Genomic DNA, 23402 nt, shown 5'->3' with positions numbered 1-23402 from the left:
CGGAATTCAATGCGCGCCGGCTGTCTTGAATGTCCGATTTGGTGGGCTGCGTCGTCTGTGAGCCGACGTTGGCCGTCTGCCTTTGGGCATTAGTGAACGCTCAGCGAGTCGTTTTGTGAACGACTGACATCTACATCCTTTGCTCGAGCCTCGCTGACGCGCTCGAGGAAGAAAGTTCTCGCTAAAACAGATGTGGACGTCTTAGCCGACGTAAAGGTCCAACAAGTCTTCGAGGGACCGAGACAGAGAAACACCATATTTCGAATCAAGCCGCGCCTGCTTGGCGCGTGAAATGGCAGCTTTTTCGGCGACGAGACGTCCCGAGTATGGAATCGCCGTATAGAACGATTGCATGTCGAGGACGTCGTTCGGTGAAAGAGCGCCGGTCTTGGATTCCAGGCGTGCGGCCATTTCCACTTCCACGTTCATTGTCGGAACGTCTTCCAACAGTTCTCGCAAGCCTTCGTCTCCGAGAGCGCTCAATTGGTCGAAAGAATAGCCCAGTTCAGCCACCGTTTTGTTCAAGAGGTCGAGGTTCTCCACCCAAGACTGCGCTGCGTAAGCTCGACGACGAAAATCGACGGACTTATCTGCAAAGCGCTCGCGTCTGCGTTCGATGCGAACGACCAGCTCGGCGAGTCCCTGGGTCAATGCTGCAATTGCCCCTCGTCGACGGGCATCTTCCTGGTTGACCATGAAATCGATGTAGAGCGCTGCTGGGTGCATAAGGGAATTCAGGCCCCGAACACGTGCCAGCTCTTCCGACACCGCGATTAGCTCGTCCATGGGTTCGAATGCTTGCATGAAGCCTTGGGCGAACGCCCAATGGGGCGGCATAGCAACAGGCTCCAAACCGAATCGCCGTTGAATGGCCGCGCGTAACTCGACGCCCATTCGGCTCGCTCGACTTCTGTGGACGTATCCAAGGCTGAGGATTGCCTGCGTCTCGGCAACATGCCGTCGGCTGTCAGGGTCGTGGCGCTTTGCGGTCTCCACGATGTTTGAGGCCGAGAGCGGGAACAAGACGCGCTTTGCCTGGACCGCAGCAACGAGTTGAGGAAACAGCTCGGCCGTGGGGCCGCTCGTAGTGTGGCCGCTATGCACCCGCGCCAGCTCGATCCACTTGTTCTGGTCTAGAAAGACAATGTCCATGATCTCGAGAGCTATCCTTCCTGAGGGCACACCAATATCGCCCCAAGACTACTCGAGGGATTTGACCCCAACGATTACAAGAACAATACAGTGTTCAACCCGGATCCCGGAGATTTCAGTTGGTCCAAGCCCACTGCTAATGGCTGAGTGGCTCGCTCACGCCCTGCCGCTACCAAGATTAGCGGGACGGTGACGAGCACCGAGAAGGGTCCCAGAAATTGGCTTCCCTACGCTACCTCCGCTTGGACCACCGTTTCGCGATAGCAAACGCACTGTGCCTGACCGATTGGCGAAAGTTGCGACGTTGGGACAAGGCCATCAGCAGCTCCGCGATCTCCTCGTCAACGGGAGCACCCTGACGAAGCCATTCGATTGCCAATGCGGGCCAGTAATCCGTTGGCCAGGTAAGGCCAACGACCAGGACATCCTTCACCGAGAGCCCGTCTTCACGGAACGCGGCTAGTGGCTGCTCCAGGTGCCGGACTACCCACGGCGGGTGGGCCATGTTGGGCGAGGCTTGATCGGGTTCCAAGGAGCTTTCTCGTTCGATGCTTTCGCGGGTGGGTTACGGGGCCTCCCGCCGCCATAGGCGCGGACGTGGGTTCGATTCCCGCCGGCTCCACCGGTCTTCGTTTTCGGTAAACCCGCCGAATTATTGAGGTAAATATTGAACAAGGCCCGGCAATGCCGGGCCTTGTCTCATCGGCCTATCCCTATTACTCCTGGTCCAGCCCGTACCACGCATCCCGCAGCGGCCCGACCCGAACGTTCTCGAAGTCGCCAGATGCCTGCAACCACTTCTCGACCGCCTCGCGCTGCTCGGCGCTGACCGAACCGCGCGCGGCGTTCAGCAGGATATAGGCGGACAGCTGACCATCATCGATGGCGCCGGCCATCAGCAGTCCGTTTGCCTCGATCGCTTCTTCCAGGAACCGGTCAAGCAGGGCCGCAGGGTCGCCCTGGCGAGCCGGCTCGGCAACGTCCGCCATCACTTCGAATGCCAGTTCCTGGTACTCGCCGATATGGAGCTTCTTGCGTTGGCGGTGGTTGTAGCGGCGGGAAGACTTCATGGGATTCCTTTGATGCTTCATGAGAAAGGCGCAATTGTGCCAGTTCCTGGGAGAGTACCCGGTCCAAGCAGGCAGTATCATGACCGTCCCCACCCCAACCGACTACCGCGATGCAAATACTGGTTGACGCAGACGCCTGCCCCGCCGTCGTCAAGGAAATGTTGTACCGAGCGGCGCAACGGGTCGAGGTGTGCGTCACGCTGGTCGCCAATCAGTACATGCGCACGCCACCTTCCCGCTTCATCAAATCAATCCAGGTGCCGGCTGACTTCGATGCCGCCGATGATCGCATCGTCGAGCTGGTGACGGCCGGGGATCTGGTGATTACGGCGGACATACCTCTCGCCTCCGCTGCCTTGGACAAGGGTGCCCATGTGCTCGACCCCAGAGGAAGCTGGTTCACCCGCGAGAATATTCAGGAGCGATTGACGATGCGTGAGGTGATGGATCAGCTTCGCGCCTCAGGAATCGATACCGGTGGGCCCGCGCCGTATTCCGCGCAGGACAGCAAGGCGTTTGCCGGGCAATTGGATCGATTCCTGGCACGCCATGCGCCGCCAAAAGGAGCGTCCTGACGCACTAGCTGCAGTGAAGCGTGTGCCGATAAGCGGTGGGCCGGGAAGCCTCCATCTTTGGTCCGCTATCCTGGCGCTGAATTGGGGCGATGTCAGGCAAGCAATGCCAACGCATCCGCCAACGTCAGCACCGTCGTCCGCGACTCAAACGCTGTCGCAAAGAGATGATCGTGCACAACGTGATCCGGGTCGTAGCAGCAATCCTTGACGGTGAACAAACGGAAATCCGCATCGCTGGCATAGGCGACCGAAGACAGCATCACGCCGGTCGACGCAATGCCGACCATGATCAGAGTATCAATGCCCTGCGCGGACAGCCGTACCTGGAGATCTGTTCCGAAGAACACGCTGGCACGGTGCGCGATGATGATCGGCTCGTTGGCTTGCCGGCCGAGCTCCGGCGAGATTTGGTCTTCGACGAAAAGGCCGAGTTGCTTGACGCCCTGCCCGTTCTTGTTTAGAGGACTGACTTCGGGATAGCCGGGACTGAAGTGGAACTTCGCGAAATAGACGCCGATGCCTTTGTCCCGCGCAGCGTCGCACAGCCTGCGCGTGTTGGCGAGCAATGTGGGTGCGACCGAGGGAAACAACTCGAGGATGTCGGTCTGATAGTGCATGACCAACAGCGCTGTCTTTGCTGGAACGATTGCCGGAATCTGCGTGGTCATATTTGACGTAGCGGCGGTACTTTCCATATCGGGTTGATCGCTGCGGGAGTCGGTGGAGGACAACGACCGACTCTACCACGACCCTCATCAGCCAAAATTCGGCACTCTTTCACCGGGACGCAATGTCAGAACGCGTACACCTTTTCCCGTCACAGCCACCGTGTGCTCGAATTGCGCGGACAGTTGCCCATCGCGCGTCACCACCGTCCAGCCATCTTCCTCGGTACGAACGGCGTGCCCTCCCTGATTGATCATCGGCTCGATGGTGAACACCATACCCTCGCGCAGCACCAATCCCGTTCGCGGCCGTCCCCAGTGCAGGACTTCTGGAGGCTCGTGCATTTCCCGGCCGATGCCATGCCCGCAATATTCCCTGACGACCGAATAACCATGCCTGCGGGCGTGCCGCTCGATCGCGTGTCCGACATCGCAAAGTCTGGCGCCGGGCCGAACGGTCTGGATTCCCTTCCACATGGCCTCGTAGGTAACCTGCACGAGGCGCTTGGCTAGCGGCGACACCTCGCCAACAAGATATGTTTTGCTGGAATCGGCGATATAGCCGTTCTTCTCCAACGTGATATCGAAGTTGACGATATCGCCGTTCTGCAAGACTTCGGACGTCGAGGGAACGCCGTGGCAGACGACGCTATTGCGGGACGAGTTCAGCGCGTAGGCATAGCCATACTGCCCTTTGCTTGCCGGGCGTGCTTGTAACTCGTTGACGATGAAGCTGTCGACCAGATCGTTGACCTGCATGGTCGACATGCCGATCAAATTGAGCCGATCCAGATGGCTGAACACCTGCGCCAGCAATCTGCCCGACTCCGCCATGATGGCAATTTCTTCCGGCCGCTTCGTCATGTCGAAGAGACCTTGACGCCTTGCGGCGCCACACCAGCCGCGCGCAATTCGCCAGCCACGATCTCATTGAAGCTCCGCGTCGGATTCATTTCGCACAGCATGCCGATCTTGATCCAGAAGGCCGCTTGCGCGTTGATCGACCGGCACGACACGGCGCTCGCCTTGCGTATTTGATCGTGCAGATCGTCGTCGATATTTACTATGCCCATTTCGATGCCATATGTGAAACGTATATGGATCATATGCCCGATTCCGTTGACAAAGCAAGTGGTTTGGCCTGTCGTCCCATGCGGCCGTGCCACAATCTCCGCCAACCAACACAAGAATGGGGGTAGACGCAATGACTGCCGCGACTCTCGGCATCGACCACATTGGCCTTACCGTTGCAGACCTCGAAGCGTCGACGCGCTTCTTTACGGAATGCCTGGGGTGGCGGATCTTCGGCAGCAACCCTGCCTATCCCGCGGCGTACGTAACGGACGGGACAGCCAAGATCACGCTGTGGCAAGTCGCGGATACAACCGCGTTTGCGCCCTTTGATCGGAAGAACACCGTTGGCCTGCACCACCTTGCATTGAAGGTTCCGGATCGATCTTCACTCGACAGCCTTTTCGAACGGGTCCGCGCTTATCCCGGTGTTCAGGTCGAGTTTGCGCCGGAGCTGTCCGGCAACGGTCCCAAGTGGCATGCGATGGTGATGGAGCCGGGCGGCACGCGAATTGAACTGAGTTTCGATCCGCGATAGCCGACTGTCTTGACATGCGATAGCAAAATATCGAGCCAACCGGCGACCATGCAATCTCCGACGTTGGCTATCGCTGAGAATAACGGACGATAAGGGCTCGCCTGTGCTGCTCCGCTTTCGGCCAAAAGCGGAAATTGGCCGATACTCGCCTTGAACTGCCGAATGCTGCTAGAGTCGGCAACAGTTCCCTAATGGAGAGCGAATACATGCTGCCTTCAGTTCCGCGTCAGTACCGCGATTACCTGATTTCCCATGGGATCTTCGAGGGGTTTACGGCGGAGGGATCCAGGCCAGAATACGTTGCACTGTGGTCCCTAGACGAAATAGCGCGCAACAACGCTGATGTCGAAATCGAGGTCTACGCACCTGGATTCCTAGCTTTTGGTGGTGATGGCGGTGGGGAACTATTGGCTTTCGATCACGCGGGCAGCAGTCTTCATGCTGCCAATGATCGGCATGGCACCTAATTGCGCCATCCGCGTCGCAGATAGCTTTGCAGATCTGGTCACACGCTTCAAGAGTTGACCGGCGGTGCCCGGGCCAAGATTCCACGGCAACGGTTGGTAGGTACGAAACTCGCAGACGTCGCGCTCCGGCCATGAACCATCGTTGATGGATAAAATCCGAGCGGCTGCTAGAGGCAGACCTCAGACATTGGTAGCGCGGTCATGGTTGCTGTCATCAGCAGCCGTCACTAGAGGCCGGTATGCTCTCCCGTGCCGAAGCGCCGAGGAAGCCGTTGAGCCGGATAGAAAGAGGATCACGACCGCCATGAGCAAACAGTACAAGGGGAAGGTTTGCGTTTATTGCGCTAGACCAGGTGAGTCATCGACAGGCGACCACGTCGTGGCCAGGTCATTCTTCTCTGTAGATGAACGCAACAATCTACCGCAGGTGCCGGCATGCGCCCCGTGCAACAGCGCTAAATCGACCCTGGAGACCTATCTGACTGCGTTGCTGCCGCAAGGAGCTCGGCACCAAGACGATGTGTCGGACTACTGGGCTGAATCGCGACGGCGTATCGACAAGAACCAGAAGCTCTATCGAGAATTGCAGGCAGGAGCGGCAATCTCAAGACGGGCCGACAGAATAGCAGAGCCTGTCACCGAAATGGCGATCCCCATTGATAGCTCCAAGCTTCTAGACCTTTCGAAGTACATCGCCAAAGGCCTTTTGTACCATCATTGGCAGGTGATCGTACCGAAGGACCAGATCGTTCGTTCTCAGTTTATGAATGAAGCTGGCGAATTGACTTTTTCCGGCGTGATCAACAAACTCCAAGAGATGGCGGCGAATGCTTCCTTGGATGACGTTGTTAAAACCACCGGACTTATCCAACTTGGTAGGGAAACCGTTACCTACGAAGGATTCTTCTCCCCTCTTGATGCGCCTTTATCGATGTGGCGCCTGAACTTCTATCGTGCAAGACTGGGAATACCCGGCGTAAGTGAAACGACATCGAACCTCATGATGTTGATACCGGGCAAGAGCACACCACTTACGTAGGCGTCACCGATCGGCCGTTGGGATCAAGACACCGGCAAGACATCACCCTATACTGCTCTATTCTTGAGCTGATAGCTGACGACCTCCGAAAGGCAAATCTCTCCATGCGCTACATTCCCCCTCCGCCTGAAAGACTCCAAGCTCTGAAGCGTGAGCTAGGTAAGACAGGTAACGAAATGGCAGATCTCTTTGGCGTAGCGAGTGGCCCGCAGTGGCGTAAGTACACGGGCGGACATCAGCGGCGCGATATGTCTCCCCAAATTCTGTTTTTCGGCGTGGCCCGCCTCGTATTGTCGCCTGAAGAACTGAACAGAGTTTTGAGCCAAATGCGCGAGCTGGGCGCGGAGATCGACCTAGATGCCCCGGACGACCGTGAGCGGATCGTTGCCTAGTGTGGTCACCCGGCCGCAACGCGTCGACGGGTTCGTCCTGGAATCAAACATTCCAGCAGGTCCGGAACGTCCGGTGGCTAAACTGTTCGATCGCCCCGTTGCTCGCTGGCTATGGACGGACGCTAACGAATTATCAGGTCTTCGTCCGATCGAAAACCTGTTCTGACGACCACCAACGGCACCAGATGACGAGTACACAAGCTGGCAGGCTGGTACCCGTACACGCATCACTTCGAACTTGCGCCTTTACACCCTACAATCCGCAGCCGCCTACGATTTGCTTGCCACGGGCAAGCCATTCAGGACGGATCCTGCAATGATCGATCCATACTTCCTCCCGGCCTACGACTGGTTGGTAGGCAAAATGCTTGAACATTGCGGACCGCGCCCTGAAGGATGCCAATACCCTGTCTGGGCATGGCATCAGTGGCTCGGACCTGAACGGGCACGCCCCGATCTCCGATTTGAATCAGTCAGGGGCCGGGAACGCGGGGTACTCCTAACATTGGATATCGATCCAGATCGTGCTCTGCTCTCCGACTTTGAGGCTTGGCACTTCCCCTTAAACAATTGGTTTCTCGGAGATGAAGCGGCGACTGAAGGCTACATTGAACGCTGCCGGCTCGCAGGCTTGAGCGACGATGGCAATGATCCGCTGCCGGATTCCGAACTACATGCCCTGAAGCAACGGTCTTGGGATGCAATTTTCACCGCCAATGGGGTACCTTGCGTTGCAGGCCCGGACGTGGCAGGACCCAATTGTGTTCAAGCAACGTTCTGGGAGATCCGCCCGATCGATGTCCGGGAAGCGGTCAGATTCGGCCCCGGACAGCGGCTCGAAAAATTGTCAGCTCCGCTGGCGTAATAAGGCGGATCATCGGATCCGCTTGCGTGGATCGCGCAAGAATCGAAGGCCGAACGAGTCCCTTCCGTTCGCTCACCTCCGAAACCAAACCACCGACAACCCACAAGCCAAGATCAACAACACCACCGCCCCCGCCGCCAACAACGCACTAACCTCGACTTCTTTCCGCTCCAACGCCAACCGACTGCTCAACCGCCGATAGACCTGCGTCAGATCAGCAGCCGAACTGGCCTGAAAGTACTCCCCATCGGTCAACATCGCGACCTGCCGCAACGTAGCCTCATCCAGTTGCACGGGCGAAGAAAGACCCGGCACCGGCGCCCCCTCTTCCAGCGGCGTACCGAAGCCCACGGTATAGACCCGGACGCCCCGCTGCGCGGCCATCCGGGCTGCGTCGAGAGGATCGGGGCCAGTGGTGCGGCGGCCGTCGCTGAGCAGGATGATCGCGCCGTGCCGATAGGAACCGGGGCTCGCCGAGGGCTGCTCCTGTTCGCGCTTGCGGACGGCCTCCGCCGCGGCAGCCTCTGACAGCGATCTACCGCCGGGGCCGGGCGCAAGCGACTCGCCGCCGAAGATGATCGCTTCGAGGTCGATGCCATCGTTGGGCAGCAGCACCGCCAGCGCCTGGATCAGTCCGCTGCCGGTCGCCGTGCCGTGTTGCAGTTGAAAGCGTTCGATCGCATCGAGCATGTCCTGCCGGCTGTCGGTGGGGGAAAGCACCACGGTCGCCGTGGCGGCAAAGGACACGATGCCCAGACGCACGCTGGCCGGCAGACCGATGATGAAGTCGCGGGCGGCGTGCTGCGCGGCGGCGATGCGGGTGGGTGCCACGTCGGCCGCCGCCATGCTGCGAGAGGTATCCATCGCGAGTACCACCGTGACGGTGTCGGAAGGCAGCGTGACGGTCGCGGTAGGACGAGCGCAGGCCAGCAGGGCCACGCCAAGCCCCAGCAACACGAGGAATGGCGGGATGTGGCGGCGCAATCGTTGCCCGCGACCGAGCACGGCGCGCGGCAGCGCAACACTGGAATACAGCAGCGCGGCTTTTTTGCGCCGCGCAATCAGGTACAGGTAGGCGGCTACCAGCAGCGGAAGACCCAGCAGCAGCCAGAGCATTTGTGGCCAGAGAAACTGCATGCCGCGCTCCTTGGCACTCCTTGGCACGTGATATGGCGATGGTACTGCGTTTCCCGGTCGGGCATTCCCTTGGCCTTTCCCGCACCCCTGTTTTCTCTTATGATGCCGCCCGTCATGCGGGCGAGTAGAAGGCAGACCACCGCCCGTCAATGACTCGCGGCGCTATGCCGCGAATCGGCGCCGCCCCGGGCGTCATCGGCAACACCATAAGAAAACACAGCACAACAACAAGGAGTCATCTTGAAGAAGTCCATCCGCACGAGTCTGCTCGCACTGGCCGCCATGGCGGCGGTGCATGCGCACGCCGCTCCTACGCTGGTCGAGTCCGTACAGGGCTACACGCTGCAGAACGACAAGATCGCCAGCTTCAGCGGTCTGGTGTTCGACCAGGGCAAGGTACTGGAGACCGGCGACGCCGCCGCGCTGCGCGCGAAATATCCCGATGCCAAGCGCATCGACGGCCAGGGCAAGACGCTGCTGCCGGGCCTGATCGACGCGCACGGCCACGTGTTCCGGCTGGGCTTCAAGACGACCGAGATTTCGCTGTCGGGAACGAAAAGCCTGCAGGAAGCGCAAGGCCAGATCCGCGACTATGCGCAGAAGAACCCGCAGCGTCAATGGCTGCTCGGTTATGGCTGGAATCAGGTGAACTGGAAGCTGGGCCGCTTCCCGACTGCCGCCGAGCTGGATGCCGCGGTATCGGACCGTCCGGTGCGGCTGGTGCGGGTGGATGGCCATGCTGCCTGGCTGAACACCAAGGCGCTGCAGGCGGCCGGCATCACGCGTGACACCAAGGACCCGGCCGGCGGCCGTATCGAACGCGATGCCAACGGCAATCCGACCGGCGTGCTGATCGACAAGGCGATGGCGCTGGTCAACAACGTGATTCCGCCCTACTCCGACGATGATCGCCGCGCCGCGCTGGCCGCGGCCGTCGCGCACCTGAACGCGCTGGGCCTGACCTCCGTCGGCGATGCCGGCGTGACGGTCGCCGACGACCGCATCTATCGCGAATTCGCCGATCAAGGCAAGCTGACCACCCGCATCTACGGGATGATTCGCGACACTGGCGATGACTTCAAGACGCTGTCCGCCAAGGGCCCGCTGATCGGTTACGGCAACGACCGCTATGACCTGCGCGCCGTGAAGCTCTACGGCGACGGCGCGCTCGGCAGCCGTGGCGCCGCGCTGATGGAGCCCTACACCGACGATCACGCGCATAGCGGCCTGCTGTTCATGAGCGATGCGGTGATGCAGGCCAACGTGAAGACGGCGCTGAAGGCCGGCTATCAGGTCAATGTGCATGCGATCGGCGACAAGACCAACCATCAGGTGCTCGACGCGATGGAAGTCGCCTACAAGGACGTGGGCGGCCGCGACCTGCGCAATCGTATCGAGCATGCGCAAGTCGTATCGCTGCCCGATATCCCGCGCTTCAAGAAGCTGAACCTGATTGCGTCGATGCAGCCCACGCACGCGACCAGCGACATGAACATGGCGGAAGACCGCATCGGCAAGGAGCGGATCAAGGGCGCCTACGCCTGGCAGACCTTCCTGAAGCAAGGCACCGTGATCGCGGGTGGCTCGGATTTCCCGGTGGAATCGGCCAATCCGTTCTACGGTCTGCACGCGGCGGTCACGCGCACCGACCATGAAGGCCGCCCGATCAACGGCTGGCATCCCGAGGAAGCGATGACGCTGCCGCAGGGATTCCGCGCGTTCACCCTCGATGCCGCCTACGCGCAGCATCAGGAAAACACGTTGGGCTCGCTGGAGAAAGGCAAGTGGGCCGACTTCATCCTGGTGGACCGCGACCTGTTCAAGGTCGCACCGGCGGACATCTGGAAGATTCAGGTGCTGGAGACCTGGGTGGCCGGTGAACGGGTGTACGCGAAGGGCAATCAATCGGCGCAACGCTGATCGACCAGATCGCAATCTCGCCAATAAAAGGCCCTGCTGGACGATGGTTCAGCAGGGCTTTTTTTCGCGCGATCGCCGTCCTCGGCTAACGGCGGACATCCAAAGAATGCGCGATTCTGCCTGACCAATCTTTCGTCCTTGTCGATCCGTTTGGTGCGTATCGGGCAACACCGTGATTCCCCACGCTGCCTTCCGCCTCGCAACCCTGCTGCCTACGATGTGGTCACGCGGCCTTCCCGCCGTGACCTCTGCCCCGCAAGCCGGCGGGGCACCCTTTTCCGAAGCAACCCATTGCCCGACTGCGCTGGTCCGGCAAACGGGCCGACTCATTTGGAGAATCGATCATGCTCAGCACACACAACACCCCAAACCGCGGTGAGGCCACTCCCGACGACCTGGTTCCGTCGCGCTACGCGGTACGAGTCGGCGACATCGAGGTGCTGGTGATCAGCGATGGCGTGTTGGCTCTGCCTACCGCAACGTTGGCCACCAATGCCGACCCCGCGGACCGGGCGGCCTGGTTCGAAGACATGTTCCTGCCGCCGGATGCGTTCGACTGGCCGCTGAACGTGGCGGTGGTACGCAGCGGCAAGCAAACCATCCTGATCGACACCGGACTCGGCGCCGAGTATCCGGACTTCCCGCGCGCTGGCCTCTTGCCCCAGCGCCTGGCTGCCGCCGGCATCGACCTGGGTTCCCTGACCGACATCGTCATCACCCACATGCACATGGACCACGTTGGCGGCCTGCTGGTCGACGGCGTCAAGGAGCAGCTGCGTCCGGACGTGCGGATTCACGTGTGCGCCACCGAGGTCCAGTTTTGGGAATCGCCGGATTTCTCGGACACGACCATGCCATCGCCGGTACCGCCCGTGCTCCGCTCCGCCGCCACGCGCTTCGCCAAGGAATACCGCAGCCAGCTGCGGCTATTCGACCAGCAGTGCGAGGTCGCGCCCGGCGTCACCGCCTTTCGCACCGGCGGCCACACGCCCGGGCACAGCATGGTCCGCGTGACGTCGGCCAGCGAACGACTGACCTTCGCCGGCGACGCCATCTTCCCGGTCGGTTTCGACCACCCCGAATGGCACAACGGCTTCGAACATGACCCGGTGGAGTCGGTAGAGGTTCGGGTCAGCATGTTGCGGGAAGCGGCGGCGACTGGCGAGCTGTTGGTGGCGACGCATCTGCCGTTTCCGTCGGTTGGGCGGGTGGCGGTGCAGGGCGAGGCGTTTCGGTGGGTGCCGGTGTTTTGGGACTACTGACAGCTTGTTGGCTCTCAACTGAATCAGGACTCCCCCGGTGGCGGGGCGATGTCATCGCCCCCGCCGTCGCCCCGCAGTTTCCCACTGAACCGATATGGGGCTACACCACCGGTGGAAGGCGATCAAGCCGATTGCGCCGGCGCTGCCTTCTGCAATACCGAAAACATGTCGGAAGGGTCCGGGCGATGGGTGTAGTCCGGGTTGACCTCCGAGTACAGTACGACGCCGTCGGAGCCAATGACATAGCGCGCTGGCATCGGCAGCGTCCAGCTTGGATCACCGTTGAAGGCCGGCAGATCGTTCTTCAGTTTCTTGTACAGATCGACCAGATAGTCGGGCAGCTTGAAGCGCAGACCAAATGCAGCCGCGACCTCGTTATTGGTGTCGCTCAGTACCGGGAATCCGAGCGAATTGGTCCGCACCGACTTTCGGCTATTGACTGCCGTCTGCGGAGAAATTGCGACGACGCTCGCGCCGAGTGCCTCGAGTTGGGGAAGCACCTCGTTGATCGCCTGCAGTTCGATATTGCAGTAGGGGCACCAGACGCCCCGATAGAAGGTGACCACGAGCGGCCCATTTTCCAGTAGCTCGGCCGACGATACCGCGTTGCCGTCCTGATCGCGCAGACGAAATTCCGGCGCGCGGTCGCCGGCCTTGACTGCACGTGCGGCCTGGCCACTGGCGATCAGCTCGGCGGTCGCTCGTTCCATGATGGGATGGATCTCGGGGGGCGCGTTGTACGGCGGCTTGCCCGCGCGGAAGTCCGCCTTGAATGCATCGAGTTTTTCCTGCAGTGACATGTCTGTTCTCCAATCGAGAGTGGGTATTGGCAATAGTGGGATAGGACGAGCGGGCGCGGTAGGCGGCCGCCAGGAATAGCAGTCATTCCGTTCAGACCTGGGCGAGGCCGCCATCGACGAACAGGTCGATACCGGCAACAAAGCTGCTGTCGTCCGAAGCCAGGAACAGCGCCGCCGCCGCGATCTCGTCCGGTCGACCGATTCGCCCCAACGGCGTCGCGGCCGCAAACGCGGCGCGCAGCGCGTCGGCCTCCTGTTTGGTCCGAGCCTGGCTATCGATGATGGGCGTATCGATGGCACCGGGGCTGATCACGTTGACGCGGACACCCCGGTCCTTCCACTCCATCGTCCAGGTACGTGCAAGGGAGCGCACGGCCGCCTTCGCCGCGCTGTAGACGTCATGTGCGGGCAGGCCCTTCACACCGGCGACAGAACCAGTCAGGATGACGCTGCCACCGGTCCGCATCAGCGGCAGGGCTCGCTGCACCGTGAAGATCAGGCCCTTGACGTTGACGCCGAAGGTCTGATCGAAGTGCTCCGGCGTGATGGCGTCGAGTGCTCGCTGCTCGATTGCGCCGGCGTTAGCAAACAGCACATCGAGCCCGCCTCGCTCGCGTTCGACGATGGCAAACAAGCGGTCGAGATCCGCCGGGCTCGACACATCGGCCCGCACCGCGCGAACACGGCCGTCAGTTTCACGGACCGCCTTGTCGAGTTCCGATTGCCGGCGTCCGACGATATAAACATGGGCTCCTTCCTCGGCGAAACGCCTGGCTGTTGCGAGCCCGATTCCGCTGCTGCCGCCAGTAATGACGGCCGTTCTGTTTTCGAGTTTTCCCATGGCTTCACCTTTAGCCTTTGTCGATCCCTCATCACGCTGGGATCATGTCGCCAAGAAAGGCGTAGTCGGTATAGCCGCGCGCATCGCCCCCATAGAACGTCGCACGGTCATAGGAATTCAGTGGCGCGCCGATGCGCAGGCGTTCTGGCAGGTCGGGATTGGCGATAAAGGTCCGGCCAAAGGCGATCAGGTCGGCCGTCCCGTTGCGGAGCATCAGCTCGGCACTGTCGCCAGTGAATCCACCGGCCGCAATGATGGTGCCGTGGTACAGCGGGCGCAGGTGGCGCGTCGATACGTCGGTGTCGTGGGCGACGGTGTCCTCGTTGCCCCGCACACGCGGCTCGACCAGATGCAGATACGCCAACGCGTAGCTGTTCAAGCGTGAGGCGACATAGCCGAAGGTGCCATGTGGGTCGCGGTCCGACATCGTGCCGTAGGTGCCGCTGGGCGACAGCCGCACCGCCACGCGCCCATCCCCCCAGACCGAACGGACGGCATCCAGCACCTCGAACAGAAAGCGCGCGCGGTTCTCCACCGGCCCGCCGTAGGCGTCGGTCCGGCGGTTCGAGCCATCGAGCAGAAACTGGTCCAACAGATATCCGTTCGCCGCATGCAGCTCCACACCATCAAAGCCGGCCGCCTTCGCGAGTTCCGCGCCGCGCCGGAATTCCTCCACCACTGCCGGAATCTCTTCGATGGCGAGCGCGCGCGGCATGACCTGCTCGGCCTCGACGATATTTCCCAGCGCATCGCGAATGGCCGCATGTTCGAGGGCCCGAATCGCGGAAGGCGCGATCGGCGTTTCCCCGCCGATGTTGGCGGGATGCGCCTGTCGTCCCGCATGCCATAGCTGCAGGAAGATCCGCGCGCCCCTGGCGTGCACCGCATCGGTGACGCGCCTCCATCCCGCCGCCTGCGCCTCGTTGAAGATGCCGGGCCCGTCGACATAGGCGATGCCGAGCGGCGACACGGCGGTTGCCTCCGCGATCAGCAAGCCACCTTGGGTCGCACGCTGCGCGTAGTACTCCACCATCAGATCCGTAGGCACGTTATTGAGGTCGGCCCGCATCCGCGTGAGGGGAGCGAGCACGACGCGGTGCTGCAGATCGTAGGGGCCGACGGTGGTCGGGGTGAAGAGAGTCAATTGCGTTGCTTGCATGCCGTCTACCTCGATGTCAGTGAATCGGTGACGGCATGATCCGCCGGTGTCCGGAGAGGCGGAAGGCAGCCTGGAGCAATAGCACTCATTCCTGCCAGTAATGGCAGCGTTCCAGGCGTTCAGTCAGGCGAGCAATTCCATCCCGGTGTCCCGGCACATCGCGCCAGCGCGATGCGACGGTCGCCGACATAAGGGCGAATGGTGCTACAGCGCGACGTGCCGCTTGACGGCCTGGAGCAGCTTCGGTTTCAACGCAGCGAAACGCTGGTCCAATGCGGCAGGATCCGTGCGGTTCTGCGCGATCATCGCGGCCCGAACCTCACCACCGCGAATGACCTGCATCGCGTCCTGCTCGATCCCCTTGACGATCGCGTCCGCCACAGTGGAGGCCGGCTCGCGTACGAAGCCGAGTTCCGGTCCGGCATCGGACGACGACATCATTGGAGTGTCAGTCGCCCCTGGATATACCGTCAGCACATGCACACCCTCGCCCTTCAATTCGCGCCGCATTGCCTCGCCAAAATGCGCAATGCCGGATTTGACGCCGGCATAGGTCGCGTAGAACGGCACGCCGACCAGCGCGATGCCGGATGAAATATTGACGATCATGCCGCCACTGGAGGAGGCACGCAGCATCGGCAAGGCAAGACGTGACAACAAGATCGGCGCCAGCAGATTGACTTCCACCATCTTGCGGATGTCGTCCTCCGGCGTCTCCTCCAGTCGTCCCGCACGCACGCCGCCAGCGCTGTGGATCAGCACCTGCAAGCCTCCCATGCGACTCTGCACCTCGGCCAACGCCCGCATGCGCCCCGCTTCGGTAGTGATGTCCGCTTCGACGCCGTCTGCATGGCCGATGACCCGCAAGCGGGCGAGCGCCTGTTCCACCACGGCCGCCCGCCGACCAACGATCACCACCGATGCGCCTTTGCTGAGCAACGCTTCGGCAGTGGCAAGGCCGATGCCGCTGGAGCCGCCCGTGATCAGCACCCGCTTTCCTTGTACATGCATGATGTAACTCCTTGTTCTTCAGTGAATGTCGCCGTTTGGCGATAGTGAAGCGGTGTTGCGTGTCATGGCAGACGTTGAAAAGAATAGGTCTTATTCCTCGCCGGCATAGCGGCTCGCTGCGGCATCAGGCGTCATACAGCAGCGTCAGCAGTAGCGGCGGAACACCACGCTCGCATTGACGCCCCCAAAGCCGAAGCCATTCGAGATCGCGTACTCCATCGCCATCGCACGTGGGGATCCGTGGACGATATCGACGCCGTCCGCCGCGGGATCCGGTTCGACGAGATTCAAGGTAGCCGGCGCAATCTGGTCGCGCAGAGCCAGCACGGTGAAGATGGCTTCGATGCCTCCAGCTGCCCCGAGCAAATGCCCTGTGGCGGATTTCGTTGCCGAAACGGCTGGACCTTTGCCTCTTCCAAATACGGCCTTGACCGCTTCCAGTTCACTGCGATCGCCCAGCGGTGTCGAGGTGGCATGCGCGTTCAGATGCTGGACAGCCTCCGGCGCGATTGCGGCTTGTCGTAGCGCCAGCGCCATGGCGCGGCGTGCGCCGTCGCCGTCGTCCGGTGTGGACGTCAGGTGATAGGCGTCGGCCGTGGTGCCATAGCCGACCAGTTCCGCAATCGGCGTGGCGCCTCGTCGCAGCGCGTGCTCCAGCTCCTCGATGACCAGCAGGCCGGCGCCCTCGCCCATGACGAAGCCATCGCGGGCCTGATCGAACGGGCGCGACGACTGAGCCGGTCTGTCCGAGAAGCCCGTTGATAGCGCACGCGCCGCTGCGAAGGCCCCGAGACTGACGCGATCGATCGCCGCCTCGGTGCCGCCGCAAATGGCAACATCCGCCTCGCCAGCCCGGATCATGCGCGCCGCATCTCCAATGGCCTGCACACTGCTGGCACACGCCGTCACGGGCGCCCCTAGCGGGCCCTTGAAGCCGTGCGCAATCGACACGTTGCCTGCAGCCATGTTGGCGAGGAAGCTGGGAATCGTGAAGGGCGACAGGCGACGAGGTCCGCGGGTTTCAGTAGTGCGCACCGCCTCTGCGATTGCGCCAAAGCCGCCGATACCCGATGCGATGACTGTCGCGGTGCGCTGCCGCCCTGCCTCGTCCCGCGGCGCCCATCCCGCTTGCGCGAGGGCTTCCTTTGCGGCCGTCAACGCAAACAGAATGAAGCGGTCCATCTTCTTCAGGTCCTTTGGCTCGGCAGCGCTTGCCGGATCGAACCCGGCGGGCTCGTTCTCGCCGAACGCTGGCACCACCGCTGCCACCTTGGCCGCGATACCGTCGACCATGTCCTCCGGCAACAAGACCATTCCGGAGTTGCCCTCGAGCAGCCTGCCCCATACCGCTTCCACCCCGCATCCGAGCGGCGACACCACACCCATGCCGGTTACCACGATTCTCTTTGTACTCATCATTGTTGCCTATGCAATTGAAAGCCGCAGGAAGTTTGGGACGAACTTGGCCGGGCGAGGCGCCTGCGCGGCGTCGCCGGTCGTACTGCCGAAGTTGAATGCGGACCCGTGTTCCGGGCGTCAGGTCCGCGCTTTGCCGCGTCGCGCTCGGCCGTCGCCGTCGTCATCGACGACGGAGATGGATGGGGGAACGAACTTCAGACCGGTGTCGCCGCCACGGCGCTTGGTCTTGCCATACGCGAAGCAGTAACGTAGGTGATCATCAGCTGCGGGCCCCGGTTCGATGACGTAATCGCGGGCGTCGACCGGCTTGCCGGTATCGAGATCGACCATGCCGACTCGCACCGGCCGGCCCGTCGCACGCTCGACCAATTGCACGCTGCGGCCCTCGGGTGCGAAATATCGGCTGCCCCATTCGACAAAGGCCAGCAGAACCGGGCGAAACGCCTTGCCGGCTTCGGTGAGGAAATATTCGTAGCGAGGCGGACGGTCCTGATATTGCACGCGCTCGAGCAGACCGGCCTCCACCAGGCTGGCCAGACGGCGAGTCAACATATTGGGTGCGATGCCCAGGCTCTTCTCGAATTCATCGAATCGGGTCAGACCGATCATCGCGTCGCGAAGGATCAGGATGCTCCACCACTCGCCCACATGGGACAAGCTGCGTGCGACCGGACAACATGAGGTGCCGACGTCGGTCCGTTTCATGACGTGCCTCCGCAGGGCAGGAAAATGCTGGTTGCTTTCATCATGAAAGTCATTGTAAATTCGTAACTTCCATCATGCAAGTCACCTACCCCGTCTCGCATGCTCCGGCGCGCTGGCGGAAAACCAGGAGCGGTAATGAGTCTGATCGACGAAGTAAGCAAAGGCATGGAAGGCCAAAATGGATTGGCACAGTTGCAGGCGCTGCTCGCCTCGGGCAGGAAGCCGGGCATCCTTGTGTCGCTGGACTTCGATTTCGTCGAAGTGGCGGAAGGTCGGGCCGTGTTCGCCGGGATTCCAGGGGAGCATGCCTATAACCCGATCGGCACGGTCCACGGCGGCTATGCAGCGACCTTGCTGGATTCGGCTTGCGGCTGCGCGGTGCACTCGCGGCTGGCGCCGGGTCAGGGTTACACCACGCTGGAATTGAAAGTGTCGTATCACAAGGCCATCACGCGCGACTCAGGCCTGTTGCGGGCCGAAGGACAGGTGCTGTCGTTCGGCCGCCGTGCCGCGTTCTCTCGCGCGGATCTGGTCGGCGCCGATGGGCGGTTGTATGCCTCGGCGACTTCGACGTTGCTGGTTTTCGAACGCTGATCGCCCCATCGCGCACGGTACCAGGCCGCGCGTGTCGCGGCTTCAGGACACCTGACCCGCCAGCGCCTCTTCGACAAAAGCGACGAAGGCGCGCGCCTTTGCAGTGACCATTCTTCCGGATGGAAAGACCGCCCACAAATCGATCGGCGGCAAGGTCCAATCGTTCAGCACCGTCTGTACGACGCCTTGTTCCACTTCCGGAGCAAACATCCATCTTGACGCCACCGCCAGTCCCATATCGGCGAGCACTGCGGTACGGATTCCCTCGGCAGCACTGACACGCACGCGCCCCGATACGACGACGGCGACTTCCGTGCTGCCCTGCCGGAAGGACCATGATTCTCCACCGCCACGCTGCGAATAGACGATGGCTTGATGCCCGCTCAGGTCTGCGGGGGTACGCGGCACACCGGCCTGCGCGAAGTACCGTGGCGTGCCGACTACCAGCCGCGGGCTTCGGGCAATGCGCCGCGCCGTCATCGACGAATCGTCCAGCATCCCCATGCGTAGCGCGACATCGGTGCCCTCTTCGAGCAAATCGATATTGCGGTCGTCAAGTGCGATATCGATTTCCAATTGGGGATGGCGGTCCATGAACGTCTTCAACCCGGGCAGGATATGCAATCGGGCAAACGTGACCGCCGCCGAAACCCGCAGGCGGCCCGACAGCCCTTCCGAGGAATCGCGAGCCGCCTGTTCGGCTTCGTCTGCTTCTTCGATGGCCCGCTTGGCATGCTCATAGAAGCGCTGACCTGCATCGGTAGGTGTCAAGCCGCGTGTTGAACGCAACAGCAGTCGAGTGCCCAGCCGTTCTTCGAGCTGGGCGATCGACTTGGATACCGCGGGCTGCCCGAGGTTGAGCCGCCGTGCGGCCGCCGAAAACGATCCTGCCTCAATCACCCCGACAAAGGTCTCCATCGCCGCCAGCCGATCCATGTCCCGCTCCCATTCCAAACGTGTCACGTACCGATGCGCTTGGCACGCCGGCGTGCGACGTCGCGGCCCCGCCCACAGCGGGCCTTGTCGCCAACCCTCTATGTTCTTCCGCCATGCGCAGGCGGCGCACACGATTCCCGCAAAACAACCCGCGTACCCAGCCGGATCTCCCGCCCCGCGGCCGCCTTCGCATCGTCCGGGCCTGTACCGCCCCCAATCCCCCGCAACAACATCTCCGCCGCCGCCGTCCCCACCGCCTCGAGATCCCAATCGATGGCAGTAATCGCCGGCGTATAAAGCTGCGCCAGATCGCTATCCCCCACGCAGATCAGGCTGACATCCTGCGGCATGCGGTGCCCCGTCTGCTTCATCGCTTGCAGGACACCGGACAGGATCCGGGTGCCGAGGCAGATGAAGGCTGTCGGGCGGTCTTTGGCGGACAGCAGCGCCAGTGCATCGCTGAATGACAGATCCATCGCCGAGCGCCTGGAGCGCACGAGGGCGGTATCGACGGTCAGGCCGCGCTCCTCCAGTGCCTTGCGATAGCCGCTGATGCGTTCGCGTCCGGGGCGCAGGGCGCCGTCGGATGTCATCAGGGCGATGCGGGTGTGTCCGAGGTCGAGCAAGTAGCGGGTCGCTTCGTAGGAACCGCGGGCGTGTTCGACGTGGACGCCGGAACCTTGCGCGCCGAAGTCGCGGTCCATGGCCACGACGGCGAGGTCGCGGGAGATTTGGGCGAGGTAATCGGGGCGCTCGGTTTCGCAGGGGCCGAGGATCAGTCCGTCGACGCGGCGGCGGCGGAACAGGTCGACCATCAGCTCTTCCTGCGCCTTGTCGTTATGCGTGTTGCCGACCACCATTGCATAGCCTTCGCGCTGCAGGCGCGCTTCGACCGCGGTGATGATGCGGGCGTAGAGCGGATTGGCCAGGTCGGACACCAGCAGGCCGACGACGCCGGACGTGCCGGTGCGCATGCTTTGCGCAATGGGGTCGGGCGCATAGGCCAGCGCCTTCGCGGCCCGTTCGACGGCCTGGAGCGCGGCCTCGCTGACGGGTCCGCTGCGGTTCAGTGCGCGAGATGCCGTACCCACCGAGACGCCGGCGGCGCGCGCCACGTCGCGGATCGTGACGCGGGCTGGCGTGTCGGAGCTGGGGGTGCGCGTTCGGCTGGTCATCGATGGTCCGGCTTGAAGGTCTGAGCTGGCGGTAATCGTAGCGGGCCCTGGGGCCGCTATTATCGTCGATCCGATGGCCCTGCCCTACCCGCCCATCAGTACATCGCGCGGCCGCCGCTGATATCGAATACCGCCCCGGTACTGAAGCTGCAGCGCGCGGAACACAGCCATGCGGCCATTTCGGCCACCTCCTCGACCCGCACGAACCGCTTCATGGGCACGCGTTCGAGAAGGCGGGCCTGCAATTGCGCCCGCTGGCTCTCGTCGTGCTGGCCGAAGATATCGGTATCGGCGGCGCTGGGCGTGATGCAGTTGACCAGTACGCCGGTTTCCGCGAGTTCCTTGCCCAGGCTTTTCGTCATCGAGATCAATGCGGCCTTCGATGCCGCATAGGCGCCGGCAAACGGATTGCCCTCCTTGCCAGCGACCGACGCCACGTTGACGACGCGTCCCCAGCCGTTCTTCACCATCGAAGGCACCACCGCCTGCACGCATTGCAATGCGCCGAACACATTGACGTCGAAGACGAGCTTCCATTCGTCGACGGACGCCTCCACCGTCGGCCCTCTGCGTCCGAGGATGGCGGCATTGTTCACCAGCGCTGTGGGCGCGCCCAGAGTTTCGACCGTCCGTGCGAATGCCCGCTCGACCTGTTGGCGATCGGTGATGTCGACTGACACCGGCAATACCCGTGCGCCATTGCCTTGCAATGTGCGAGCGGCATCGTCGAGCTGGGACCCGTCGCAATCCCACAGGGCGACCGCGTATCCGTCCGCCGCGAGCCGATTGCCGATCGCGAGCCCGATGCCGCGCGCGGCGCCGGTCACCACCGCAACGTGCCGGCCCGCCGTCGTGCCCTGGGCCGCGCTCATTGCAGCGCGCCAATGCGCCGAATCGGATCGGCGCCGTCCCAGCCTTTCGCGGCCTCGGCAATCGCGGCAAAGTATTCGCCCTTGCCGCCGGACATTTCCGAGATCTCGACGATGTTGCCCGGCAAGTCCGCATGGACGTAATAGGCGAATCGGCCGCGCATGCCCATGCGCCCGCCGTGCCCCTCGACATAACCGCTGGCACGCAACCGCTCGGCGAATTCGTCGAAGCGGTCGTTGGTCCAGTACGCGATATGCTGCATGCCTTCGCCGAAGTGCCTCAGCGAATCGAGATAGAGCGACGGTGCGTCGTTGCGTTGCTGGATCAGCTCGATCTGCACGCCGCCGGAATTGGCAAGCGCGATGGACAGATCCGGCAGGGCCGACGTTTCACCGTAGTAGCGAAATTCGGTCGTGCCGACTTCCTTCTTGTAGAACCACGGCCCGACGCCGAGCACCTCGCTCCAGTGCCGCATCGCCTTCTCGATATCCCGCACGACGTAGCCGACTTGGCATACGCCTCCGAACAGCAAGCTCATCTTGGCTCCATGTCATCGAATATTGGAAACGTTTCCATAAAGACACAGTAATCCATGTGCCGATTCGGCGCAGCATAGCGTTAACCATGATTGCTGCCCGCATCACGCTCGACGACACTGCAATGGAAACGTTTCCACACACAAGGAAACGCCACCCCGAACCCCGCATCGCAGAACGGGCGAACACCCTTGGAGACCCGACATGAAGAAGCTCTTCACCACCGCGTTGCTGGCCGTGGCGGCCGCCACAGCGCACGCGGCCGATCCAGCCGCCTATCCCGAGCGCCCGATCCGCATGCTGCTGCCCTTCTCCGCCGGCGGTGGCGGCGATACGCTGGGCCGCTTCCTGGCCGAGCGCTTTGCCGCGCAGCTGAAGCAACCGGTGGTGGTCGAGAACAAGCCTGGCGCGGCCGGCACGATCGGCACTCAGGCGGTGGCGACGGCGACGCCGGACGGCTACACGATCATGATCGGCGGCATGTCGACGCACCCGCTGGCGGCCGCGACCTACGCGAAGCTGCCCTACGATCCGGTGCGCGACTTCCAGAGCCTGGGGACCATCGGCAATTCGTCGATTGTCATGGTCGCGTCGAATTCGTACCCGGCAAGCAATCTGAAAGAGCTGACGGCGCTGGCCCGCAAACAGCAGGCGCCCATTCAATACGCCAGCTGGGGATCGGGCTCGACCGGACATTTCTGCGGCGAGATCCTGAGCCAGAAGGCCGGCATCCCGCTGCAGCACGTGCCCTACAAAGGCACCTCGCAAATCATCACCGATCTGCTCGGCAACCATATCTCCGTGGCCTTCGTCGACATGGTGACCGCGACGCCGTTCGTCAAGGAAGGCAAGGTCAAGGCGCTGGCCGTCTGCACCAAGCGATCGCCGAGTCTGCCGAACGTGGCCAGCTACCAGGAGCAAGGCGTCGACTTCGACCGCGAATTGACATGGGCGATGTATGTCCCCGCCAAGACCCCGAAGCCGATCGTCGACAAGCTGTCGACAGTGCTGGAGAAGACGCTGAAGGAACCCGAGGTCGTCAGCAAGCTGCTGTCGCTGGGCATTACGGCCAAATACGTTTCCGGCACCGAGCAGCAAGCGATCAATGCGCGCGATATCCCGATGTGGAAATCGATCGCCAGGCAGGCGCACATGTCGCTCGACTGATGCATTGCCGCCCAAACGCGGGCGGTTCCCCTTCCA

26 protein-coding genes and 1 pseudogene are annotated in these 23402 nt (G+C 62.2%); 10 read left to right on the top strand and 17 right to left on the bottom strand.

Going from position 1 to position 23402, the window contains the following annotated elements; genetic code table 11:
- Window positions 1–201 precede the first annotated feature (201 nt).
- Both M1D55_RS02380 and M1D55_RS02375 read right to left on the bottom strand, forming a co-directional pair.
- Window positions 202–1152, bottom strand: a complete 951-nt coding sequence (locus tag M1D55_RS02380; protein ID WP_456280995.1) for a hypothetical protein — start codon at window positions 1150–1152, stop codon at window positions 202–204.
- 716 nt (window positions 1153–1868) lie between these two features.
- Window positions 1869–2222, bottom strand: coding sequence for a YggL 50S ribosome-binding family protein (locus M1D55_RS02375; protein WP_456280994.1), 354 nt, complete (start codon window positions 2220–2222; stop codon window positions 1869–1871).
- 110 nt (window positions 2223–2332) lie between these two features.
- Between M1D55_RS02375 and M1D55_RS02370 the strand changes: the two genes are divergently transcribed.
- Entirely contained in the window at window positions 2333–2797 is a 465-nt protein-coding gene (locus M1D55_RS02370; protein WP_456280993.1) for a YaiI/YqxD family protein, read from the top strand.
- A 92-nt stretch (window positions 2798–2889) separates the two neighbouring features.
- Here the strand turns inward: M1D55_RS02370 and M1D55_RS02365 are convergent, their stop codons facing one another.
- Genes M1D55_RS02365 through M1D55_RS02355 form a run of 3 tightly spaced genes read right to left on the bottom strand, consistent with a single transcriptional unit; the run spans window position 2890 to window position 4535 of the window.
- Window positions 2890–3492 carry an isochorismatase family cysteine hydrolase gene (locus tag M1D55_RS02365; RefSeq protein ID WP_456281360.1) on the bottom strand — a complete coding sequence of 201 codons (603 nt, stop codon included), beginning with the start codon at window positions 3490–3492 and terminating at the stop codon, window positions 2890–2892.
- Window positions 3493–3552: 60 nt separating this feature from the next.
- Window positions 3553–4326: a type I methionyl aminopeptidase gene (gene map / locus M1D55_RS02360; protein WP_456280992.1), complete on the bottom strand. Its 774-nt coding sequence runs from the start codon at window positions 4324–4326 to the stop codon at window positions 3553–3555.
- A complete protein-coding gene (locus M1D55_RS02355; RefSeq protein WP_456281359.1) occupies window positions 4323–4535 on the bottom strand; it encodes a ParD-like family protein in 213 nt (70 codons plus the stop codon). The genes map and M1D55_RS02355 overlap by 4 nt, the downstream gene beginning before the upstream one ends.
- A 131-nt stretch (window positions 4536–4666) precedes the next feature.
- Between M1D55_RS02355 and M1D55_RS02350 the strand changes: the two genes are divergently transcribed.
- The 5 genes from M1D55_RS02350 (at window position 4667) to M1D55_RS02330 (ending at window position 7834) form a co-directional block, all read left to right on the top strand.
- Window positions 4667–5071 (top strand): VOC family protein, encoded by a 405-nt coding sequence (locus M1D55_RS02350; protein WP_456280991.1) that lies wholly within the window; start codon window positions 4667–4669, stop codon window positions 5069–5071.
- Between the two features lie 206 nt (window positions 5072–5277).
- Window positions 5278–5538, top strand: a complete 261-nt coding sequence (locus M1D55_RS02345) for an SMI1/KNR4 family protein (RefSeq protein WP_456280990.1) — start codon at window positions 5278–5280, stop codon at window positions 5536–5538.
- Between the two features lie 304 nt (window positions 5539–5842).
- Window positions 5843–6577 carry an HNH endonuclease gene (locus M1D55_RS02340; protein ID WP_456280989.1) on the top strand — a complete coding sequence of 245 codons (735 nt, stop codon included), beginning with the start codon at window positions 5843–5845 and terminating at the stop codon, window positions 6575–6577.
- 104 nt (window positions 6578–6681) lie between these two features.
- Window positions 6682–6969, top strand: coding sequence for an XRE family transcriptional regulator (locus M1D55_RS02335; protein ID WP_456280988.1), 288 nt, complete (start codon window positions 6682–6684; stop codon window positions 6967–6969).
- Between the two features lie 238 nt (window positions 6970–7207).
- Window positions 7208–7834 (top strand): DUF3841 domain-containing protein, encoded by a 627-nt coding sequence (locus M1D55_RS02330; protein ID WP_456280987.1) that lies wholly within the window; start codon window positions 7208–7210, stop codon window positions 7832–7834.
- A 72-nt stretch (window positions 7835–7906) separates the two neighbouring features.
- On the opposite strand, the gene M1D55_RS02325 is transcribed toward M1D55_RS02330, so the two are convergent.
- Complete coding sequence (locus M1D55_RS02325; RefSeq protein ID WP_456281358.1) at window positions 7907–8791, bottom strand: VWA domain-containing protein; 885 nt, start codon at window positions 8789–8791, stop codon at window positions 7907–7909.
- Window positions 8792–8806: 15 nt separating this feature from the next.
- Window positions 8807–8959, bottom strand: a pseudogene (locus M1D55_RS02320) (LPXTG cell wall anchor domain-containing protein); the annotation flags it as partial.
- Window positions 8960–9211: 252 nt separating this feature from the next.
- On the opposite strand from M1D55_RS02320, the gene M1D55_RS02315 reads away from it, so the two are divergent.
- Both M1D55_RS02315 and M1D55_RS02310 read left to right on the top strand, forming a co-directional pair.
- Window positions 9212–10891: an amidohydrolase gene (locus M1D55_RS02315; protein ID WP_456280986.1), complete on the top strand. Its 1680-nt coding sequence runs from the start codon at window positions 9212–9214 to the stop codon at window positions 10889–10891.
- Between the two features lie 344 nt (window positions 10892–11235).
- Complete coding sequence (locus M1D55_RS02310) at window positions 11236–12153, top strand: MBL fold metallo-hydrolase (protein WP_456280985.1); 918 nt, start codon at window positions 11236–11238, stop codon at window positions 12151–12153.
- A 122-nt stretch (window positions 12154–12275) separates the two neighbouring features.
- Here the strand turns inward: M1D55_RS02310 and M1D55_RS02305 are convergent, their stop codons facing one another.
- The 6 genes from M1D55_RS02305 to M1D55_RS02280 all read right to left on the bottom strand — a co-directional run bounded on the left by M1D55_RS02305 (window position 12276) and on the right by M1D55_RS02280 (window position 18088).
- Window positions 12276–12953 (bottom strand): peroxiredoxin-like family protein, encoded by a 678-nt coding sequence (locus M1D55_RS02305; RefSeq protein WP_064574067.1) that lies wholly within the window; start codon window positions 12951–12953, stop codon window positions 12276–12278.
- Between the two features lie 91 nt (window positions 12954–13044).
- The gene (locus M1D55_RS02300; RefSeq protein ID WP_456280984.1) at window positions 13045–13794 is read right to left on the bottom strand and encodes an SDR family NAD(P)-dependent oxidoreductase; all 750 of its coding nucleotides are present in this window, start codon (window positions 13792–13794) and stop codon (window positions 13045–13047) included.
- Window positions 13795–13825: 31 nt separating this feature from the next.
- Complete coding sequence (locus tag M1D55_RS02295) at window positions 13826–14953, bottom strand: alkene reductase (protein ID WP_456280983.1); 1128 nt, start codon at window positions 14951–14953, stop codon at window positions 13826–13828.
- Between the two features lie 204 nt (window positions 14954–15157).
- Complete coding sequence (locus M1D55_RS02290; protein WP_232206637.1) at window positions 15158–15964, bottom strand: SDR family NAD(P)-dependent oxidoreductase; 807 nt, start codon at window positions 15962–15964, stop codon at window positions 15158–15160.
- Between the two features lie 144 nt (window positions 15965–16108).
- Window positions 16109–17350 carry a beta-ketoacyl-ACP synthase II gene (gene fabF, locus M1D55_RS02285; protein ID WP_456280982.1) on the bottom strand — a complete coding sequence of 414 codons (1242 nt, stop codon included), beginning with the start codon at window positions 17348–17350 and terminating at the stop codon, window positions 16109–16111.
- Window positions 17351–17500: 150 nt separating this feature from the next.
- On the bottom strand, window positions 17501–18088 hold the full coding sequence (locus M1D55_RS02280; protein ID WP_064574075.1) for a winged helix-turn-helix transcriptional regulator: 588 nt from the start codon (window positions 18086–18088) through the stop codon (window positions 17501–17503).
- A gap of 135 nt (window positions 18089–18223) precedes the next feature.
- Between M1D55_RS02280 and M1D55_RS02275 the strand changes: the two genes are divergently transcribed.
- Window positions 18224–18682, top strand: a complete 459-nt coding sequence (locus M1D55_RS02275; RefSeq protein ID WP_064574077.1) for a PaaI family thioesterase — start codon at window positions 18224–18226, stop codon at window positions 18680–18682.
- Between the two features lie 42 nt (window positions 18683–18724).
- Here M1D55_RS02275 and M1D55_RS02270 read toward each other — a convergent pair whose 3' ends face one another.
- The 4 genes from M1D55_RS02270 to M1D55_RS02255 form a co-directional block, all read right to left on the bottom strand.
- Window positions 18725–19618 carry a LysR family transcriptional regulator gene (locus M1D55_RS02270; protein ID WP_456280981.1) on the bottom strand — a complete coding sequence of 298 codons (894 nt, stop codon included), beginning with the start codon at window positions 19616–19618 and terminating at the stop codon, window positions 18725–18727.
- Between the two features lie 98 nt (window positions 19619–19716).
- A complete protein-coding gene (locus M1D55_RS02265; RefSeq protein ID WP_456280980.1) occupies window positions 19717–20793 on the bottom strand; it encodes a LacI family DNA-binding transcriptional regulator in 1077 nt (358 codons plus the stop codon).
- Window positions 20794–20888: 95 nt separating this feature from the next.
- A complete protein-coding gene (locus tag M1D55_RS02260; protein WP_456280979.1) occupies window positions 20889–21665 on the bottom strand; it encodes an SDR family NAD(P)-dependent oxidoreductase in 777 nt (258 codons plus the stop codon).
- Window positions 21662–22201, bottom strand: coding sequence for a VOC family protein (locus M1D55_RS02255; RefSeq protein WP_456280978.1), 540 nt, complete (start codon window positions 22199–22201; stop codon window positions 21662–21664). Before M1D55_RS02255 ends, M1D55_RS02260 begins: the two co-directional genes overlap by 4 nt.
- 202 nt (window positions 22202–22403) lie before the next feature.
- Here M1D55_RS02255 and M1D55_RS02250 point away from each other — a divergent pair, with 202 nt between their 5' ends.
- Window positions 22404–23366: a Bug family tripartite tricarboxylate transporter substrate binding protein gene (locus M1D55_RS02250; RefSeq protein ID WP_456280977.1), complete on the top strand. Its 963-nt coding sequence runs from the start codon at window positions 22404–22406 to the stop codon at window positions 23364–23366.
- Window positions 23367–23402 lie beyond the last annotated feature (36 nt).

It is taken from the genome of Cupriavidus sp. JZ107 (assembly GCF_053903255.1).
The sequence above is the reverse complement of the archived record's forward strand: the minus strand, read 5'-3'. Positions and strand labels throughout refer to the sequence as shown.

Bases quoted from the DNA above. Each gene is read 5' to 3' on its own strand.
- M1D55_RS02380 (WP_456280995.1), bottom strand. From the start codon at position 1,152: ATGGACATTGTCTTTCTAGACCAGAACAAGTGGATCGAGCTGGCGCGG.
- M1D55_RS02375 (WP_456280994.1), bottom strand. From the start codon at position 2,222: ATGAAGTCTTCCCGCCGCTACAACCACCGCCAACGCAAGAAGCTCCAT.
- M1D55_RS02370 (WP_456280993.1), top strand. From the start codon at position 2,333: ATGCAAATACTGGTTGACGCAGACGCCTGCCCCGCCGTCGTCAAGGAA.
- M1D55_RS02365 (WP_456281360.1), bottom strand. From the start codon at position 3,492: ATGGAAAGTACCGCCGCTACGTCAAATATGACCACGCAGATTCCGGCA.
- map (WP_456280992.1), bottom strand. From the start codon at position 4,326: ATGACGAAGCGGCCGGAAGAAATTGCCATCATGGCGGAGTCGGGCAGA.
- M1D55_RS02355 (WP_456281359.1), bottom strand. From the start codon at position 4,535: ATGGGCATAGTAAATATCGACGACGATCTGCACGATCAAATACGCAAG.
- M1D55_RS02350 (WP_456280991.1), top strand. From the start codon at position 4,667: ATGACTGCCGCGACTCTCGGCATCGACCACATTGGCCTTACCGTTGCA.
- M1D55_RS02345 (WP_456280990.1), top strand. From the start codon at position 5,278: ATGCTGCCTTCAGTTCCGCGTCAGTACCGCGATTACCTGATTTCCCAT.
- M1D55_RS02340 (WP_456280989.1), top strand. From the start codon at position 5,843: ATGAGCAAACAGTACAAGGGGAAGGTTTGCGTTTATTGCGCTAGACCA.
- M1D55_RS02335 (WP_456280988.1), top strand. From the start codon at position 6,682: ATGCGCTACATTCCCCCTCCGCCTGAAAGACTCCAAGCTCTGAAGCGT.
- M1D55_RS02310 (WP_456280985.1), top strand. From the start codon at position 11,236: ATGCTCAGCACACACAACACCCCAAACCGCGGTGAGGCCACTCCCGAC.
- M1D55_RS02305 (WP_064574067.1), bottom strand. From the start codon at position 12,953: ATGTCACTGCAGGAAAAACTCGATGCATTCAAGGCGGACTTCCGCGCG.
- M1D55_RS02300 (WP_456280984.1), bottom strand. From the start codon at position 13,794: ATGGGAAAACTCGAAAACAGAACGGCCGTCATTACTGGCGGCAGCAGC.
- M1D55_RS02295 (WP_456280983.1), bottom strand. From the start codon at position 14,953: ATGCAAGCAACGCAATTGACTCTCTTCACCCCGACCACCGTCGGCCCC.
- M1D55_RS02290 (WP_232206637.1), bottom strand. From the start codon at position 15,964: ATGCATGTACAAGGAAAGCGGGTGCTGATCACGGGCGGCTCCAGCGGC.
- fabF (WP_456280982.1), bottom strand. From the start codon at position 17,350: ATGGGTGTGGTGTCGCCGCTCGGATGCGGGGTGGAAGCGGTATGGGGC.
- M1D55_RS02280 (WP_064574075.1), bottom strand. From the start codon at position 18,088: ATGAAACGGACCGACGTCGGCACCTCATGTTGTCCGGTCGCACGCAGC.
- M1D55_RS02275 (WP_064574077.1), top strand. From the start codon at position 18,224: ATGAGTCTGATCGACGAAGTAAGCAAAGGCATGGAAGGCCAAAATGGA.
- M1D55_RS02270 (WP_456280981.1), bottom strand. From the start codon at position 19,618: ATGGATCGGCTGGCGGCGATGGAGACCTTTGTCGGGGTGATTGAGGCA.
- M1D55_RS02265 (WP_456280980.1), bottom strand. From the start codon at position 20,793: ATGACCAGCCGAACGCGCACCCCCAGCTCCGACACGCCAGCCCGCGTC.
- M1D55_RS02260 (WP_456280979.1), bottom strand. From the start codon at position 21,665: ATGAGCGCGGCCCAGGGCACGACGGCGGGCCGGCACGTTGCGGTGGTG.
- M1D55_RS02255 (WP_456280978.1), bottom strand. From the start codon at position 22,201: ATGAGCTTGCTGTTCGGAGGCGTATGCCAAGTCGGCTACGTCGTGCGG.
- M1D55_RS02250 (WP_456280977.1), top strand. From the start codon at position 22,404: ATGAAGAAGCTCTTCACCACCGCGTTGCTGGCCGTGGCGGCCGCCACA.